At 54.7% G+C, this 18,820-nt stretch carries 11 protein-coding genes; 3 read left to right on the forward strand and 8 right to left on the reverse strand.

The window, feature by feature from the left end; genetic code table 11:
• Nucleotides 1-136 precede the first annotated feature (136 nt).
• Entirely contained in the window at nt 137-3,904 is a 3,768-nt protein-coding gene (locus tag R2I50_RS00785; RefSeq protein ID WP_316607159.1) for a clostripain-related cysteine peptidase, read from the forward strand.
• Between the two features lie 116 nt (nt 3,905-4,020).
• On the opposite strand, the gene pckA is transcribed toward R2I50_RS00785, so the two are convergent.
• On the reverse strand, nt 4,021-5,631 hold the full coding sequence (pckA, locus tag R2I50_RS00790) for a phosphoenolpyruvate carboxykinase (ATP) (protein WP_399552809.1): 1,611 nt from the start codon (nt 5,629-5,631) through the stop codon (nt 4,021-4,023).
• A 218-nt stretch (nt 5,632-5,849) separates the two neighbouring features.
• Between pckA and R2I50_RS00795 the strand changes: the two genes are divergently transcribed.
• Together R2I50_RS00795 and R2I50_RS00800 are read left to right on the forward strand one after the other, a co-directional pair.
• Nucleotides 5,850-6,149 (forward strand): metal-sensing transcriptional repressor, encoded by a 300-nt coding sequence (locus tag R2I50_RS00795; protein WP_316607160.1) that lies wholly within the window; start codon nt 5,850-5,852, stop codon nt 6,147-6,149.
• 9 nt (nt 6,150-6,158) lie between these two features.
• On the forward strand, nt 6,159-8,687 hold the full coding sequence (locus R2I50_RS00800) for a heavy metal translocating P-type ATPase (RefSeq protein WP_316607161.1): 2,529 nt from the start codon (nt 6,159-6,161) through the stop codon (nt 8,685-8,687).
• A gap of 60 nt (nt 8,688-8,747) precedes the next feature.
• Here R2I50_RS00800 and ftsZ read toward each other — a convergent pair whose 3' ends face one another.
• From ftsZ to R2I50_RS00835, 7 genes are all read right to left on the reverse strand, one after another.
• Nucleotides 8,748-9,866 carry a cell division protein FtsZ gene (ftsZ, locus tag R2I50_RS00805; RefSeq protein WP_316607163.1) on the reverse strand — a complete coding sequence of 373 codons (1,119 nt, stop codon included), beginning with the start codon at nt 9,864-9,866 and terminating at the stop codon, nt 8,748-8,750.
• A 202-nt stretch (nt 9,867-10,068) separates the two neighbouring features.
• On the reverse strand, nt 10,069-11,370 hold the full coding sequence (locus tag R2I50_RS00810) for an FtsQ-type POTRA domain-containing protein (protein ID WP_316607164.1): 1,302 nt from the start codon (nt 11,368-11,370) through the stop codon (nt 10,069-10,071).
• Nucleotides 11,371-11,412: 42 nt separating this feature from the next.
• Entirely contained in the window at nt 11,413-12,690 is a 1,278-nt protein-coding gene (gene murA / locus R2I50_RS00815; protein ID WP_316607165.1) for a UDP-N-acetylglucosamine 1-carboxyvinyltransferase, read from the reverse strand.
• Nucleotides 12,691-12,798: 108 nt separating this feature from the next.
• Nucleotides 12,799-13,938, reverse strand: coding sequence for an undecaprenyldiphospho-muramoylpentapeptide beta-N-acetylglucosaminyltransferase (gene murG / locus R2I50_RS00820; protein ID WP_316607166.1), 1,140 nt, complete (start codon nt 13,936-13,938; stop codon nt 12,799-12,801).
• Between the two features lie 125 nt (nt 13,939-14,063).
• The gene (locus R2I50_RS00825; protein ID WP_316607167.1) at nt 14,064-15,287 is read right to left on the reverse strand and encodes a putative peptidoglycan glycosyltransferase FtsW; all 1,224 of its coding nucleotides are present in this window, start codon (nt 15,285-15,287) and stop codon (nt 14,064-14,066) included.
• A gap of 28 nt (nt 15,288-15,315) precedes the next feature.
• Entirely contained in the window at nt 15,316-16,323 is a 1,008-nt protein-coding gene (mraY, locus tag R2I50_RS00830) for a phospho-N-acetylmuramoyl-pentapeptide-transferase (protein WP_316607168.1), read from the reverse strand.
• A gap of 101 nt (nt 16,324-16,424) precedes the next feature.
• Nucleotides 16,425-18,737: a penicillin-binding transpeptidase domain-containing protein gene (locus tag R2I50_RS00835; RefSeq protein WP_316607169.1), complete on the reverse strand. Its 2,313-nt coding sequence runs from the start codon at nt 18,735-18,737 to the stop codon at nt 16,425-16,427.
• Nucleotides 18,738-18,820: the final 83 nt, after the last annotated feature.

The raw sequence follows: 18,820 nt of genomic DNA on the forward strand, positions 1-18,820 counted from the left end.
GCTCTTCTTTGTCAATACAGATACGTCCGCCCGACAAATAATTTACACTTACGCAACATTATTCTTTGTTTATCTTGAAAAAACATACAGAACCGCTATAATGAATGTTGTTAAGATTTTACAGAAGGGAGAATCTATGATGAAGCGAATCATCTCAGCTTTGATGATCATCTGTATTTCGGTTGTAATGCTGAGCTCCTGCGGCGCCGGCTCATCGACGCCCGACTCACGGAGCAACGGAAAACTCACCCTGATGATCTACATGGTCGGATCCGACCTTGAGAGCAAGCATATGGCGGCAAGCAACGATATCACAGAGATCCTCGACAGCGGACTCGACCCATCCAAGGTCAACCTGTTGATCCATACCGGCGGATCGACGATGTGGTATTACGATATTCCCTGTGACACCAACGCCACCTACCTGCTGACCGGCGATACCGACGGCACACCGACGCTCGAGCAGGTCGACCGGACCGATGAGTTGAAGAACATGGCAGATCCGGAAACTCTCTCCGCCTTCTTGAATTACGGATACACAAACTATTCCGCCGAGCGATACGGACTGATCTGCTGGGATCACGGTAACGGTCCGATCTTAGGTTTTGGTAAAGACTCACTGTTCGACGATGACAAGATGGATCTGGCTCAAATGCAGAAGGCGATGGCTTCTTCTCCCTTTAACGCTGAGAACAAGCTCGATTTTATCGGCTTTGACGCCTGCCTTATGTCATCGCTCGAGGTAGCAAGTACGCTCAGTGATTATGCCGATTATATGATTGCCTCTCAGGATCTTGAACCGGGTGACGGTTGGTGCTACTCCTTCCTCAAGGAACTGAACGACCCGATTGATGTTCCGCGCCTCGCCGAAGTGATCCTGAGCCGCTTTAACGAATACTATGAAGCGAAGCGCTCCGCGACCTTTAACCCCAACCTGACCCTAGCCTGCCTGGATCTGTCGAAGATCGGAGCGGTCAGCAAGGCGATGGACGATCTCTTCGGCGCGATGGCGGCTTCGATTGACAAGGGCGATTACTATCATCGTGCGATCGAACGCTCACGTGCGCGCTCCTTCGGTGACGCTTCCTACAGCAACCGCGGCGTCAGCCTTGATCTGGTAGACGCGGGCAGTCTTGCAAGGGAATGTTCGTCTTCCTTCAAAAAAGAATCCGGTGAACTGCAAAGCGCTCTCGAAAGCTTCGTCATTCTCAATCAAACCAATCTGTCCGACGCCTCCGGCGTTTCGCTCTACTATCCTTACTACGGCACCGACTTATATGAACGGGAGGCCAGCGAACGATATAAAAGCCTCACCGACTCCGAGAATTACCACAGCTATCTGGAAGGCTATATCAAGGAATGGACGCAAGCGCGTAAGAACAACGATACCGGAGCGGCAGCCGTACCCAAAACGGATGTTTCTGACGACTCCATGACCTATCATCTGACCGAGGAGCAGAAAAAGACGTTCAGCAAAGCGTATCTGAATCTCTACTCCAAGGAAAAGGACGCAAGCGGCTACGAGCTTCTGTTGCTTGGCTCCCCGCTCTATCCCGACGATAGCGGCGACCTCCTGATCAGCGCCGATCAGAAGGTTCCCGCGATCAACGGCAGACATCCGATCGCCCTGGCGCAGCGTTCCTCAGCCGAGGGTGTGAACTATTACGAGTCGCTCGGTACCTGCGTCGTATATGAGGAAGGCGACGTGTTCAGCGGCGAATATGTCACAATTAGGTGCTCACTGGAAGATAACAGTGACGAGATCACCATCAACAGCATCGAGTACAACAATCAAAAAACCGGTGAAAAAGCGCAGGAGGATATTGCCCGCGGCCCTCAGGGAAAAAGCACCGTCGACGTCAGCATGTGGGACGCGCTGGCATTTCCGTGTCTGTCAGCTAAACTCACGAAAGATGATAACGGAAAAGTACTGCCGTTTTCGGATTGGAACAGCGACGGCAGCTACCTATGGCGCGATTACCCGCTGAGTGAGGTCGTCGGCTTATCTATGCTGTCCATCAATGAGATTCCCGGATACACCGCCGACAACTTTTACTATCAGGTCGTCATCGAGGACAGCAGCGGCAACCGGCAATGGGGCGAACCGATTCAGTTCAAAAAAGCCTTTGAAACAACAAAGGTTACACAGAAATCTCCGAAGGGCGTTTACACATACACGCTGTACCCCGACCATGCAAAGCTGGAAAAATACGAGGGAACGGACAACGATCTTATCATCCCCGACACGGTCGAAAATCTGCCCGTCACCGAGATTTCCTACAGACCGTTTCAAACCAACGCTTTCCAGAAAAGCGGAAGTTCAAAAACAATTGCTTCTCTGACCATTGAGAATCCTCAGATACAGCTTAGGAGCGTCGACTTCTCAGGTATTCGCAGGATCTATCTGCCCAAAGGGATGACCGATATACCGAATCAGGCATTCAGAAGCGCGGATAGAGTCGAAGAAATCGTGATTCCCGATACGGTCAGTCAGATCGGTTACCATGCTTTTGCGAATATGAATTCATTGAAAAAGCTGGAACTGCCCGCAGGAGTCACGCATATCGGTTACGGCGCCTTTTGCGATAGCCCCGTCAGCGGAGGCGTTTCGTTCAAGGGAAATAACGACAATTATGTCATCCGCGACGGTATGCTGCTGAGTAAGGACGGAAAACAGCTGCACACCGTATTCCCCTCCAAAGCTGCCGAACTCACGATTCCCGACGGCGTAGAGGAGATCCTTCCCTATGCTCACAAGGGCGGCGAATATCTTATTCCCGACGGAAAGGGCGAATACCTCACGCCCGACTACTCCCTCTCTCATATCATTTTTCCCGAATCCTTGAGGTATATCCGCTACCACGCTTTTGAAGGCGAGAATCTCAACGAACTGATCCTTCCCGACGGCGTGGAGGAAATCGGCAACCTCGCATTCACCGACTGCGGCGTCAGTTCCAATCATGACCTGAAGGTTGTCGACAACCTAACCTTCGGCAGCAAGCTAAGAAGGCTCGGCTTCCGTATCCTCGGCGGCAGCAGATTCGGCACGATCAATATCTCGGATAAAAACCTCTACTTTGCCGTCAAGGACAATATGCTTACCAACAAGCACAAAGACACCGAGCTCTCTGAGATCGAGTTATCCGGCAGCAATAACCTGACGCGCAACAAAACGGAATACGATATCTATCAAACGGTGACGGACGGGTTGGACATGAGCCTCTACAAAAAATCCGCCCTGCAATCCGACAACAAGACCTACGACGGACATGACTACAGCCTGTATCTGGAGCTTAACGACGAAAACCGCTTCACTTACAAACATCCGGGCGCCGATATCACCCTATGCGGCGTAGATATAACGCTCCCCGACTCCTTTGACAAGCTCAGGCAGACCGGGCTCGAGATGGATGAGGACAGCGCCGCTAAGAAAACAATCAAATATGCCGAACACGTTCTGCTCAAGGATAAGAACGGCGACTCGATCACCGCGTCACTCAAGGATGACAGCGGCGAGGATGTTCCCATCGAGGAAAGCAAGATCGAAACACTTGAGTTTCAGAACCGGGATTTCAGCTCTGATGACAGGCGTATCCATGTAGACTTCAGCTATCACGGAGTCACCTGTGAATCTTCGCTGCAGGATATTATCAAGGCGTTAGGATCCCCCTCCGAGATCGAGATCAGTCTCAGCGAATTGGAGATCGCCGACACTTCATATGCCCATATCAGCCTCAGATATGAAAGCTTTAAATCCACCGGCCAATTTGTAAACACCAATTTCCATACCCACGAGGAGACCCATCACATCTCTGACGGAGGCTGCACGATAGAGCTGGATTATGAACCCGAAACCGGAAAAAGCGTCATTAACCGCTTTACCCTCAACTCCTCCGAGGAATAGAAAACACCGTGTTGTTATAACCGTACCTTGCGACAACAGAGAATGAACTGCAATCAACAGTAAAAAATCACCCCTGAGTTCTGCTCAGGGGTGATTACGTTAAGATATGAAAGCTATCAGAGCTTGGGACCCGCCTCGACCAGCGCCTTGCCGGCCTCGTTGGTCTCATACTTCTTGAAGTTCTTGATGAATCTCTCGGCGAGATCCTTCGCCTTGGCATCCCACTCAGCGGGATCGGTGTAGGTATCTCTGGGATCGAGGATGGCGGGATCAACGCCCGGCAGCTCGGTGGGTACCTCAAAGTTGAAGTACGGGATCATCTTGGTGGGAGCGGACTTGATATCGCCGCCGAGGATCGCGTCGATAATGCCGCGGGTATCCTTGATGGTGATACGCTTGCCGGTGCCGTTCCAGCCGGTATTGACCAGATACGCCTTCGCGCCGCTCTTGTTCATCTTCTTGACCAGCTCCTCGGCATACTTGGTGGGATGCAGCTCGAGGAACGCCTGACCGAAGCAGGCGGAGAAGGTGGGAGTCGGCTCGGTGATGCCGCGCTCGGTACCCGCGAGCTTCGCGGTGAAGCCGGAGAGGAAGTAGTACTGGGTCTGCTCGGGAGTCAGGATGGAAACGGGAGGCAGTACGCCGAACGCGTCCGCGGACAGGAAGATGACGTTCTCAGCGGCAGGGCCGGAGGAGATGCCGTTGACCTTCTTCGCGATCTTCTCGATATGCTCGATCGGATAGCTGACGCGGGTGTTCTCGGTGACGCTCTTGTCGTCGAAGTCGATCTTGCCGTTCTCGTCTACGGTAACGTTCTCGAGGAGCGCGTTGCGACGGATGGCGTTGTAGATATCGGGCTCAGATTCCTTATCCAGACCGATGACCTTCGCGTAGCAGCCGCCCTCGAAGTTGAAGACGCCGTTATCGTCCCAGCCGTGCTCGTCGTCGCCGATCAAAAGGCGCTTGGGGTCGGTGGACAGGGTGGTCTTACCGGTACCGGACAGACCGAAGAAGATCGCGGTGTTCTTGCCCTCCATATCGGTGTTGGCGGAGCAGTGCATCGACGCGATACCCTGCAGGGGCAGATAGTAGTTCATCATAGAGAACATGCCCTTCTTCATCTCGCCGCCGTACCAGGTGTTCAGGATGACCTGCTCACGGGAGGTGACGTTGAAGATCGCGGCGGTCTCGGAGTTGAGACCCAGCTCCTTGTAGTTCTCGACCTTCGCCTTGGAAGCGTTGTAGCTGATGAAATCGGGCTCGAAGTTCTCGAGCTCCTCAGCGGTGGGCTGGATGAACATATTCTTGACGAAATGAGCCTGCCAAGCCACCTCCATGATGAAGCGGATCGCCATGCGGGTGTCCTTGTTCGCGCCGCAGAAGCAGTCGACGACGTAGAGCTTCTTGCCGGAGAGCTCGTCGAGAGCGAGCTTCTTGCACTCGTCCCACGCTTCCTTGGTAGCGGGGTGGTTATCGTTGGGATACTCGGGAGTGGTCCACCATACGGTGTCTCTGGAAGTATCATCCATAACGATGAACTTATCCTTAGGCGAACGGCCGGTGTAGATACCGGTCATAACGTTGACGGTATCCAGCTCAGTCAGCTGACCCTTGTCAAAGCCCTCGAGTGCGGGATTCATCTCATCCTCAAAAAGCTGTTCATAAGACGGGTTGTAGACGATCTCAGCGACGTCATGGATGCCGTACTTGGTTAAATCAATAGACATAATATACCTCCTGTTGCGGGGATGTGCCCCGCGATAATATACATCGGTATTATATCGCAAATATGGAAAAATGTAAAGCCCTGTGCCGATAATAATTATGATGAAGACGCTTGACATATACCCCATTAGGGTATATAATAAGTGCAGAGATACCCCTATGGGGTATATGAAATTGTATTATTTTACAAATCTCAACCGCTTATACGGAGGGAAACAACATGCCGTGTGAACACTGCTTATCCGAGAAAAGAACCGAACGCTCCGAGAGCGAGAAGAAGAAGCTGATCAACCGTCTGTCGCGCATCGAGGGACAGATCCGCGGGATCCGCCAGATGGTCGAGAACGACGCCTACTGCGTCGATATTCTGACCCAGAGCGCCGCGGCGAAATCAGCCTTCTCCGCCTTTAACCGCGAGCTGCTCCGCCGTCATATAGAGGGCTGCGTCGTGCGCGATATCAAGAACGGCGAGGAGGATCTCGACGAGTTGATGGACATCATCGGCAAGCTGATGAAATAAGGTGAATTTATGGAACGATATGACGTAGGCGGGATGAGCTGCGCGGCGTGCTCGGCGCGGGTGGAGAAGGCTGTCGGGAGCGTCCCGGGCGTGACCTCCTGCTCGGTCAGTCTGCTGACAAACTCGATGACCGTCGAGGGCAGCGCCGGCGCCGATAAGATCATCAGCGCCGTAGAAAAAGCGGGCTATACCGCGAGACCGCAGACTTCCCACGCAAACGAGAAACCGAAGATCAAAATAGAAAAGCCGAACGAGGTGAAACCGCTGGTACAGCGGTTCGTGATCTCGCTGATACTGTTACTGGTATTGATGTACTTCTCGATGGGTCACGTGATGTGGGGCTTCCCGCTTCCCGCGTTCTTTGAACACAACCACATCGCGATCGCGCTGGTACAGCTGATCCTCAGCGCGACGATCATGGTCATCAACAAGCGCTTTTTTGTCAGCGGGATCAAGGGGATCATCCACCGTGCGCCGAATATGGACACGCTCGTCTCGCTCGGCTCGGCGGCGAGCTTCATCTGGAGCGTGTACGAGCTGTTCGCGATGACCGTTGCCGATCAGGCGGAACAGATGCGCCTGCTTCACGGACTGTATTTCGAGTCAGCCGCGATGATCCTCGTGCTGATCACGTTGGGCAAGATACTGGAAGCCCACAGCAAGGGCAAGACCACCGACGCACTGCGCGCGCTGATGGACCTGTCACCGAAAACCGCCGTCATCGAACGCGGCGGTGCTGAAAAGGAAGTGCCGATCGAAGAGGTACAGATCGGCGATATCTTCATCCTGCGACCGGGCATGAGCGTACCGGTGGACGGCGTCGTGATCGAGGGTGAGAGCACACTCGACGAAAGTATGCTGACCGGCGAGAGCATCCCCGTCGACAAAGCGATCGACAGCGCGGTCTACTCCGCAACGCTGAACCAAAGCGGCTTTCTGAAATGCCGCGCAACCCGGGTCGGGGAGGATACGACCCTCAGTCAGATCATCCGCACCGTGTATGAAGCGAGCGCGACCAAGGCGCCGATCGCGCGGATCGCCGACAAGGTATCGGGGATCTTCGTCCCGACGGTCATCGGCATCGCAGTCGTGACCTTCATTATCTGGCTGTTGACGGGAGCGGCGTTCGCAGAAGCGCTGGAGCGCGGGATCTCGGTACTGGTCATCAGCTGTCCGTGCGCGCTGGGGCTTGCGACCCCGGTGTCGATCATGGTCGGCAACGGCGTAGGCGCTAAGGCGGGCATCCTCTTCAAGAACGCCGAAGCGCTGGAGACTGCCGGTAAAACGGAAATCATCGCACTGGATAAGACCGGCACCGTAACAAAGGGTACGCCGTCCGTCACGGATATCCTGCCGGCTGACGGAGTGAGCCCTGACGAATTGCTGATGACCGCCTTCAGCTTAGAGCGTATGAGCGCCCACCCGCTGGCGGAGGCGATCACAGCCTGCGCGGAGGAACAGCACCTCTCCCCTGCTGCTTGTGACAATTTCCAAAATCTATCGGGTCACGGGCTGACGGGTACGATCGGCGGCGAAACGGTCTACGGAGGCTCGGCGAAATTCATCCGCACAAAGACCGCTTTGAGTCCGGATATTGAAAAAAAGATCAACGCGCTTGCCGATGAGGGGAAAACGCCGATGCTGTTCATCAAGGGTGAAAAGCTGCTGGGTATCATCGCGGCGGCGGACACCGTCAAGGACGACAGCAGGCAGGCGATCACGGAGCTCGGCGAGCTAGGCGTAAGGGTCGTGATGATCACCGGCGACAATGCCCACACCGCCAAGGCGATCGGAGACAGTGTAGGCGTCGACCGCGTATATGCGGATGTTCTGCCCGCGGGCAAGAGCGACATCGTCACCGAGCTCAAGCACTACGGCAAGACCGCGATGGTGGGCGACGGCATCAACGACGCGCCTGCGCTGACCGCGGCCGATACCGGCGTAGCGATCGGATCGGGCTCGGATATCGCGATCGACTCAGCCGACGTGGTGCTGGTCGGCTCGCGCCTCAGTGAAGCGGCGGCGGCGATCCGCCTCTCGCGCCAAACGCTTAGGAATATCCGCCAGAATCTGTTCTGGGCGTTCATCTACAACATCATCGGCATCCCGCTGGCGGCGGGACTGTGGATCCCGATCTTCGGAATCTCGCTGAGCCCGATGTTCGGCGCGGCGGCGATGAGCCTGAGCTCCTTCTGCGTCGTCAGCAACGCCCTGCGGCTGAATCTCTTTGACCCGCACAAGCATAAGAAAAGCAAGAAAACGGCTGTGGAACTGCCCGCAGCCGCCGAAAATACAAATATCACCGAAAAAGGAGAACCGAAAATGGCTGAAATGAAAGTAAATGTTGAGGGCATGATGTGCCCGATGTGCGAGAAGCACGTCAGAGAAGCGATCGAGAAGAATTTTTCCGTCGAGAGCGTAACCGCCTCGCATGAAAAGAAAAGCGTAGAGATCACCTCGCCCGAGGCGCTCGACTACGACAAGGTAGCCGCCGTCATCACCGAAGCGGGCTACAACCCCACCGGTTTGGCGGAATAAAACTCATACAGACACAGGAAAGCCCATCCGAACGGATGGGCTTTCAATCTGCTTATTGATTTATTTTGAATTGAAGATAGACATGATGTCGTAGAAGGAATCGTCGTCATCGGTGGATTCAACCTCTACCGCAGGAGCTGCGGGAGTCTCAAGCGGATCGGGGGTCAGCGAGGGAGCTGACTTGGGAGAAGAGGTCGGGAACGCGCCGGAATTGTCGTTAGCGCCGCCGCAGCCGGTAGCGATAACGGTCACGCTGATCTCATCCTTCATATCCTCGTCGATCACAGCACCCCAGATAATGTTCGCGTTCTCGGCAGCCTTCTGCTGAACCATGGTGGACGCGGTGTCGATATCCTCGAGGGTGATGTCGGGAGAAGCGGTGATATTGATGATAACGCCGGTAGCGCCGTCGATGGAGGTCTCAAGCAGAGCGGAAGAGATCGCCATATCGGCAGCGACAGCCGCCTTATCCTTGCCGGTCGCCTTACCGATACCCATATGCGCAAAGCCCGCGTCGCGCATGATCGCGGATACATCGGCAAAGTCAAGGTTGACAAGACCGGGAACAACGATCAGGTCGGAGATGCTCTGGACGCCCTGACGGAGTACGTCGTCGGCGATCAGGAAAGCGTTCTGGAGGGTGATGGTCTGGTCGGAAACGTGCTTTAATCTCTCGTTGGGAACGATGATCAGGGAGTCAACGCACGCGGACAGCTCCGCAATACCCTGTTCAGCCTGAGCCATACGCTTCTTACCCTCAAAGGCAAAGGGCTTAGTAACGACCGCTACGGTCAGAATACCCATATCCTTCGCGATATTTGCAACGATGGGAGCCGCGCCGGTACCGGTACCGCCGCCCATACCTGCGGTAATGAATACCATATCCGTATCCTTCAGGATCGCCGCGATCTCCTCGCGGTTCTCTTCAGCGGCAGCCTGTCCGACAGAAGGCATGGAGCCGGCGCCCTTGCCGCGGGTCGCCTTCTCGCCGATCTGAATCTTCTCCTGAGCCTGTGAATAACGCAGAACATGCTCATCCGTATTGATGGCGATGAACTCTACGTTCTTAACGTCCATTTTAATCATGCGGTTCACAGCGTTACCGCCGCCACCGCCTACGCCGATAACCTTAATAACCGGTAAGCCGCTTGCAGGGTTCTTTTCCAATTCAAAAGCCATTTTATATCCTCCTTGTCGTATGAAGGCGCTGAAAGCTCCGAACATACTTATCGATTTTATAATTCTAAACTATCAATATATAATTTAACACAACAACATGATAAATTCAATCTTTTTCTTGAATTTTTTGAAAAATTATGAATATTCACATCAAAAATGTCATTATTTCTGTCGTCTAATAGTAACCATACCTAATAGATCGTTACTCCGCGGTATAATCGCCCTCGGTCCAGACGTAATCTCCGCTGATATCATCAACAGTATCTGCTTCGGTCGCCTCCTCGGTAGGAGCGGAGGGATCCTGTGTGGGCGCAACGGTCGGATTGATCGAGCCCTCGTTGAAGTAGGAACGCTTGGTCGTGTTACAACGGGAGACATCCAGCACACCGGTAACGGACGCGCCGTTCTTGTCGAGGTTCTCGCTGATGATGGTCATCGCGGTACGGATCTTGTAGCTCAGATCCTCGGGGAAACCGAGCTTGACCTTGATGCGGTTCTCGTAGGTGAAGGTGATGACCGCCATGTTGGTCGCGTCGATCTCAGTGATGCCCGTGTAGCCGTTATCGGCAAAGGTCTGGGTGATGCTCTCGATCATCGAGACGACCTTATCGTCCTCGTACTTGACGTAGTCGCCGATCTCGCCGGAGGTCGGGTTGGGACCGATAAAGGTCGGCAGGTTATAATCGGCGGCGTTGTTCACCTTGTTAAGGATCCTGCCCTTGGTGCTGATGACAAGATAGTCGGTATCCGTCTGCTTGAGCAGATACCCCTCAACCGCTTCCTCGATATCGATGGTGATGGTATCGGGGATACGGAAGCCGACGCGCGCCTCCTCCACATAGGGGAACTCCTTCTTGATACGGCGCTCGGCGAGGTGCTTCGGCGCAATGAAGATGTTTTGACCGGAGTTGATGCCGGTCGCGGCGGCTATCGCGTTCCGATCATAGCGCTCGGTACCGGTCACCTCAAAGACCTGAGTCTTGAAGAGCACCGTCAGAGAGAGCACCACGCCGACGATCAGCACCACCGTGATGATCGCCGTATAGCTGAGGATACGGATCAGCTTGCGGCGGGCGGGCGACATCGGCTTACGCTCACGCTCGGGCTTCTCAGGTCTCTGCGAACGATTTTTCCGATCCTTTGTTTTTTTCTTGATTTTGGCGCCTTTTATATTCTTCTGTTTGCGTCGGCGTTCGTCGCCTTTTTGACTTTCATCTACAAAAAAGTCTTCATCACCGTGCGAGAACTCGCTGAGCATCTCGTCGCCCGGTTGTTCGCTGTATTCGGGCTCGCTGTACACCTCACGTTCAGCAAAGGTATCGAGCTCGTAATAGCGGTCGTCGCGCTCCTCATAGCGGCTGCGCGGGTGCTGACGCCGTGCAGCTCTGCCGACAGGCGCCTTTGAGGCGTTGCGGGAAACAGGCTTTCTGCTGTTTCTGCCGCGCTGTGCAGCGGGCGCTTTGCGGGGCGCAGGCGATGATTTTTTTGTCGGTTTTTTTGCCATCTTCTTCTCCTCCTTTCCCGCGGGAAAGGAACTTCCTGTTATTTATATTTTCTTCACGTCGGCGCCGAGGGAGCTGAGTACCAGCTCAAAGTCCTCGTAGCCGCGTTCAAGATATTCGATTCCGCCAATCTCGCTCTCGCCTCTCGCGCATAACGCGGCGACAACCAGCGCGGCGGCTCCGCGCAGATCGTGGGCTCTTACCGGAGCCGATAGGAGACGGCGCACGCCGTCAACGACAGCGACCTTGCCTTCGACGCGGATATCCGCGCCCAGTCGGCACAGCTCGCTGACATGGCTGTAGCGGCTGAGGAAAAGGTTCTCGACAAAGACCGTCATACCGTCGGCAACAGCCGCCATGCTCATCACCGGCGCCTGAGCGTCGGTCGGGAAACCGGGATACGGCATAGTGCGAATCAGCTTGGGACTATGTAAGCGGTAGGGCGCGCTGATGCGCAGCCCGTCGGGGTTTATATCAATCTCACAGCCGCTGTCACGGAATACGGGCAGAACGGACTGCAAATGGGCGGGGATCACATGCTTTAAACGAATAGATGCACCGGTCACGGCAGCAGCGGACATCAAGGTTGCCGCGACGATACGGTCGGGAATGATCGTATGACAGGCGGGAGTCAGTTTTTCTACGCCCTCGATAATGATGGTGCTCTCACCCGCGCCGCTGATCTTCGCGCCGCAGGCGTTGAGGAAATCCGCGAGATCGACGATCTCGGGCTCCCGCGCGGCGTTCGCGACCACGGTGGTACCGTCGGCAACAGCGGCGGCGATCATCGTATTCTCCGTCGCGCCGACCGAAGGGATCGGCAAGGCGATCTTAGCAGCGTTGAGTCGATCCTCGACCACGCAGTCGAGCATACCGTGCTCCTCGCTGATGGAGATACCCATCTCGCGCAGGGCGCTCAGGTGCAGATCAATCGGACGCGGACCGAGCTCGCAGCCTCCGGGGAAGCTCATGCGGGCTCTGCCGAAGCGAGCGACGATCGCGCCGAGGAAGATGATCGACGAGCGCATGCGGTGCATCAGCTCGGGCGGGATATCACAGCGGTCCATGCCGTCGGTATTGACGACGAGGGTCGAGCCCTCGCGGTACGCCGTACAGCCGAGATAGCGCAGAATCGCAAGCGACGCCTCCACGTCGCTCAGGCGCGGACAGTTATACAACACACACTCTCCCCCGCACAGCAGGGTCGCCGCCAAGATCGGTAAAGCGCTGTTCTTAGAGCCCTGTACGCTGACCTCTCCCGCTAGTTTTCTGCCTCCGTCAACCACAAATACCGACACACAAACACCCTTTCCAAAAGTCATTGCTCTTTATACTATGCTTTTCGGGGTGAAAGGTGCGATATAAGTTAGAAGCTAAAATACTTTACAGATATGATAGGGAAAGAAAACGCACAGCGTTCTCGCATCTTCTCACTTCTCACTCCTCGATTTTTCGGCGAGGACTTCCTTAATGGTCTTATATATACGCTCGTTGGCGTCGGTGATCGCGAGGCTCTGGGCGTTCTTACGATACTCTCCGAGAGTGGAGAGATCGGTAAGGATGCTGTCTACTGTTTCGATAAGCGTTTTTCCGTCAAGATCCTTTTCTTCGATCAGCTTCGCCGCCTTCTTCCTGACCATCGACATCGCGTTATGATACTGGTGATTCTCGGTAACATAAGGCGACGGGATCAGCACGGCGGGTCTGCCCTTCGCCTGGATCTCGGATAAGGTGATCGCACCCGCGCGGGATACGACCAGATCACATGCGGCGAGACAGTCGTTCATGTTGTCGATATACTGACGGATATCGAGGTTATCGCATTTTTCGATATCCACGCCCTTTTCCTTCAGAAGGTCGGGCATCCATGTGCCCTGCTGACCGTAAGCGTGGATGTGGTAATACTTCTTATCCTTCGCGGAGCGGGCGATCAACTCAGCCATCGCCTCGTTGATGCACTTCGCGCCGAGTGAACCGCCGAAGGAGAGGATGATCGGCTTGCTGTCGTCGAGTCCCAGCCGCTTCTTCGCCTCGTCGTGCTTGGTCGCAAGGATAGAGGGGCGGATGGGATTACCGGTCAAAACAAACCTTGCCTTATCGGTAAAGCGCGGACGCGCGTCGTCGTTCGCGAGCATCACGCGGCTGACATTGCCGGCAAGCATCTTGTTGGTCACGCCGGGATAGGCGTTCTGCTCATGGATAACGGCGGGATAACCGAGGTTACAGGCGGCGAGGATGACCGGACCGCTGACGTAACCGCCGGTTCCGATACAGATATCGGGGTCGAACTCACGGATGATCTTCTTCGCCGTGCGGCGGGAAGAGAATGAGTAATGCACCGTCTTGATATTATGGATGATCTCCTTAGGAGCAAAGCTGCGGTGGAAGCCGCTGATGACAACCGACTCGATCGGGAAGCCCGCCTGCTTAACGAGGCGCTGCTCCATACCGTCGCGGTTGCCAATAAAGAGGAACTCCGCGTCGGGCTCCTGCTCCTTGATATAGCCCGCGATCGCAAGCGCGGGGTTGATATGTCCGGCGGTACCTCCGCCGGCGAGTAATACTTTCATATTTTTCTCCGAAAAACGGAGAACGGTTAACGGTTAACGGTTAACGGTGTAGGTTACTCGCTTTGCTCGGACAGATAAATTCGTTTCCCACAACCATTATCCGTTATCTGTTATCCGTTATCCGGTTAAGATTTCTCTATATTCGATGTTCTGGATACCGAGAGGATAACGCCCATCTCAAACATCAGCGTCAGCAGCGACGAGCCACCGTAGCTGAAGAACGGCAGGGAGATACCTGTGTTCGGCAGCCAGTCCGTAATAACCAATATATTCAAAATAACCTGTAGTCCGATATGACTGATCAGTCCGATTCCGAGCAGCTTGCCGAAGCGATCGCGTGCGCGCAGCGAAATGATAACGCCGCGCCAGACCAAAAGTGCGAAGATCAGCAGAATCACGACCGCGCCGACCAGACCGAGCTCCTCGCACACGATGGCGAAGATGAAGTCGTTCTGCGGTTCGGGCAGGTATAGATACTTCTGCCTGCTCTGACCGAGTCCGAGACCGAACAGACCGCCCGAACCGATCGCGTAAAGGCTGTTTCGCGTCTGCCAGGTCGCGTTCCACATATCGCGGTCGAGGTCGTCGTTGAGCGCCTGACCCCAACCGTCCATACGTTCCATCGCGTAGGTCAGCGCACCGGTGACCCACAGCAGTAGGATGATAACGGCGAGGACACCCGCGCCGATCGCGAGCCACTTAATCTTGATGCCCGAAACAAACATCATGATAACGGTGAGCATCGCGCAGATAACGATACAGGAGTAGTGCGGCTCGAGGATCAGCAGCGCCGCCGTAGAGCCGAAGACCGCCGCACCGGGAAGAACGCCGTATTTCAGCGTTCCCATCTTATCATAATATCGGCTGCCCCAGTGAGCCATGAACAGGATGATCGCAAACTTACTGATCTCGGATGCCTGGATACCGAAGGCGCCGACGCCGATCCACCGATGTACGCCTCCCGCCTGAGACGGCAGTACCAGTACCAGCATCAGCGCAAAGTAGCTGACGCCAAGGATAATTACCGCGAAACGGTGATAATAGTGGTAGTCAATAAAGGATACCGCGAACATGATCACCAGACCGATAACGGCGAAAATCAACTGTCGCTTGAGGTAATAATAACTGTCGCCGATCTCGTAGAAGGCGACCGGATAACTCGCACTGAACATCATAGTGATGCCGATGATCAAAAGAGCGAGCATAATGATAATAAACGGAATATCGATTCCCTTGCCGATCGACAGCAGGGAGAACTTTATCTTACGTCTGCCTCCGTTGGATGAGGCATCCCTCTCGCGCTTGAACGCTTCGATCCTACGGCGAGAAATATCCTTTAATGAAGTCATATGCCTCCTCCTTTCGTAGTTTAAGGAATCAGGTCAAGCCGAAGATGACCAGCAGCAGGGCGGTCAGACCGCACAGTGCGGTAAACGCCGAGAATACACAGACGATCTTCATCTCCGACCAGCCGCACATCTCAAAATGATGGTGGATAGGCGACATCTTAAACAGACGTTTACCGTGGGTTAGCTTGAAGTAGCTGACCTGCAGAACGACGCTGAGTTCTTCGAGGATATAGGTGAGCGCCAGCAGGAGAAGCATCAGCTGCATATCCATCGCGACCGCGAGGGAACACACCATTCCGCCCAAAAACAGCGAGCCTGTATCGCCCATGAAGCACTTCGCAGGGTGGAAGTTCCAGATCAAGAAGCCCAGACAACCGCCTGCGGCTGCCGCGGCATAGATAACGTTTGCCTGATGGCCGCCGAGCACGTTCGCGATCAGCATCATAAACAGGCAGCAGAAGAAGGTGATCGAGCCGTCCAGACCGTCGATCCCGTCGGTCAGGTTGACGGAGTTGACGATTCCGACCAACGCAACCGCCATGATGATATAGTAGAAAAAGCCCAGATCGACATAACCGACGAAGGGAACGATGATACGGGTGTCATCCTTGCAGATATACATCAAAAACAGGTACAGCGCTACGCTGATGAACTGGAGTATCAGTTTCTGCTTCGCGGTCAAGCCGAGATTGCGCTTCTTGACAACCTTGACATAATCGTCGATAAAGCCGATACCGCCGTTGAGAAGCGCATACAGCAGACCGATAAACACAAAGCGGCTGACGGAATCCAGCCCGCCGTGACCGATAGCATACAGCAATACGCCCGCGGTCGTCGCGATCACGATACCGATGATGAACATGATACCGCCCATTGTGGGAGTACCCTGCTTATCCTTATGCCAGTTGGGACCCTCCTCCAGAATCGTCTGGCCGAACTTCAGCCTGTGGAGAAAGGGGATCAGAAATTTACCTACGACGGCAGATATAGCGAAGGACACGATCGCCGCGCCGAACGCCCATAAGCCTGTTTCCATGGTTACACCTCTTCTATCGTGGTTAATGATCAGCGATCAATTACAACCACACTTTTAAGCATTTATTACACTGAGCAAAGCTTTATGCTTTGAGCTTTACGCTAATCCGCGATACCGGTACCGGTGAAGGTCACGGTAATAACCGTACCGGGCGTGACCTCGGTGCCCTCGGGCACGCTCTGAGATACTGCGGAGCTGCCGGATGAAACCATACCGGTCACGCTGACGTTGAGTCCGTAGGTCGCCGCGATGTAGTTACAGTCGGATACGCTGTAGCCCGTGAAATTCGGTACCGTAACCTTATCGGTCTCGGCGGAATTATCGGTGTACAGCACAACGGTACCGCCGGAGGGTACGCCGGTGCCGGCGGGCGGGTTCTGGGATACGATCGTCGTACCCTCGCCCTTGAGCTGGGCGGTGAAGCCGTCGCTTTCAACCGCCTTGAGCGCATCCTCGACGCTCATACCTGTATAGGCGCCGACGGAGGCGTCGATGTTGGATGCCTCGTCGTCGGTATATTGGGCGACGACCTCCAGATACGGAAGGACCTCGCTCATAATGCTGACAAATACAGGCGCCGCGACCGCGGAGCCGTAGTAGTTGCCCGCGGTAGGCGCGTCAAAGAATACCAGCGCAATATACTGAGGATTGTTAGCGGGTGAGAATCCGCAGAATGACGCGATATAGTCATCCGCGCCGTCTCCGTTGACGTCGATCAGCTTCTCGGACGTACCGGTCTTACCGCCGACGCGGTAGCCCGCGACATAGCCGTTAGAGCCGGAACCGGTAGTGGCGTTCTCCTCAAGGATACCGCACATTTCCTTAGAGACAGATTCGGAGATAACCTGCCGCTTGGTCTCGGTGGAAATATTCTTTACGACGTTGCCCTCCGCGTCAAGGATCTGCTTGACAACATGCGGCTGTACGATATAGCCGCCGTTCGCGACCGCGCTCGCCGCGGTGATCATCTGGATCGGGGTGATCGAGAAGTTCTGACCGAATGAAGCAACCGCCAAGTCGGTATCGAGCATGTTGCCCTCGATGCCGTCATGGATGAAGAACTGGTCGTCGGATTCACCGGGAAGGTCAATACCGGTTTTTTCAGAGAAGCCGAACGCCTGATAGTAGTTCCAGAACTTTTCCTTGCCGACCAGCTGGCCGATCTGGATGAAGCCGGGGTTACAGGAGTTGAGCAGACATTCCGCGTAGGTCTGTGAGCCGTGACCGGCGGTGTTGTGACAGTGGATGGTATCGTCGTACAGCTGGAACGCGCCCGTACAGACGAAGCGGCTGTCCTTATTGACGACGCCCTCCTCGAGCGCCATGGAAAGCGTGACCATCTTAAATACCGAACCGGGATAGTAGGTGTCGGAGATCGCCTTGTTACGCCAATTACGCGCCAAAGCGGCGCTCTCCGCCTCGTTCTTTGCCTGAGTGATCAGCTTGTCGCGCTCCTCCTTTGACAAAAGGGAGGGATCCTCGGTATAGTCATGCTCGATCAGATAGTCGTTGTCGATCTTGTCGATCTCTTCCTTCTGATCCTTGTTGATGGTATAGGGATCGTTGGGATTGAAGCCGTTGACCGTCGCCATGGCGAGCACCTCGCCGTTATTGACGTTCATGATTACGCATACGCCGCGCTCCTTGACGTCGTTATCGATGACAGCCTGCTTCATATATTTCTCGGTAATGCTCTGGACGGTCTCATCAATGGTGAGTACGAGGGAGTTACCGTCGATGGCGCCGATGTTCTGGTTATAATCGAAGGGCATCTCGGTCTGGATACCGTTCTGAGCCGACACGATACGGCCGGGCGTTCCGGACAGATCGTCGTTGTACTGGTACTCTACGCCCGACAAGCCCTGATCCTCGGAGCCGGTGAAGCCGATGACCGAAGACGCGAGATCGTTATACGGATAATAGCGCTTATAGTCATCGAGAAGAGAGAGGATACCCGACTTCTGATACTTTTCGGCGAGCTCCTCCTTGAGCTTTAAGATCTGCTCCTTCTCCTCGCTCTCGATCTTACGCTTGACGGAAACATAGTAGGTGTTCTGCTTCGTTTCCTCAAGAAGCTCCTTTTCATCGAGCTTGAGTATCTCGGAGAGGCGCTTCGCGACAAATGCGCGCTGCTCATCGCCCTCGGGTCCGTCGTCAAAATAAGCGGGAGCCATAACGACATGCCATACCGAAGCGGACTGCGCCAGGATCTTACCGTTGGTATCGTAGATAGTGCCGCGCTTTGCGGAGATCGGCGTGTCAGAAAGCTGCTGTTCGATCGCCCTGCGCTGGAGTTCTTCGCCCTGTACCAACTGCAAGAACGCCAGTCGCGTGATGACCGCGCCGAAGCCCAGCGCGAGAATGATGACCAAGAGCCAGACGGTTCTTCTTCTGAGCTTTTGATTAGCGCCCAATGAGCGACACTCCTTTCTTCAGTAATAAACAATCAGCGGTCGGTTTTATCGGAAATGAGTATAACCTGATTTTATATATCAAA

This window comes from uncultured Ruminococcus sp. (assembly GCA_902785355.1).
Classification (GTDB): domain Bacteria; phylum Bacillota; class Clostridia; order Oscillospirales; family Acutalibacteraceae; genus Ruminococcoides.

Coding starts and splice junctions, on each gene's coding strand:
- mraY (WP_316607168.1), bottom strand. CDS start 16,323: ATGGAAACAGGCTTATGGGCGTTCGGCGCGGCGATCGTGTCCTTCGCT.
- ftsZ (WP_316607163.1), bottom strand. CDS start 9,866: ATGGCTTTTGAATTGGAAAAGAACCCTGCAAGCGGCTTACCGGTTATT.
- R2I50_RS00785 (WP_316607159.1), top strand. CDS start 137: ATGATGAAGCGAATCATCTCAGCTTTGATGATCATCTGTATTTCGGTT.
- R2I50_RS00810 (WP_316607164.1), bottom strand. CDS start 11,370: ATGGCAAAAAAACCGACAAAAAAATCATCGCCTGCGCCCCGCAAAGCG.
- murG (WP_316607166.1), bottom strand. CDS start 13,938: ATGAAAGTATTACTCGCCGGCGGAGGTACCGCCGGACATATCAACCCC.
- R2I50_RS00825 (WP_316607167.1), bottom strand. CDS start 15,287: ATGACTTCATTAAAGGATATTTCTCGCCGTAGGATCGAAGCGTTCAAG.
- murA (WP_316607165.1), bottom strand. CDS start 12,690: ATGACTTTTGGAAAGGGTGTTTGTGTGTCGGTATTTGTGGTTGACGGA.
- R2I50_RS00800 (WP_316607161.1), top strand. CDS start 6,159: ATGGAACGATATGACGTAGGCGGGATGAGCTGCGCGGCGTGCTCGGCG.
- R2I50_RS00795 (WP_316607160.1), top strand. CDS start 5,850: ATGCCGTGTGAACACTGCTTATCCGAGAAAAGAACCGAACGCTCCGAG.
- pckA (WP_399552809.1), bottom strand. CDS start 5,631: ATGTCTATTGATTTAACCAAGTACGGCATCCATGACGTCGCTGAGATC.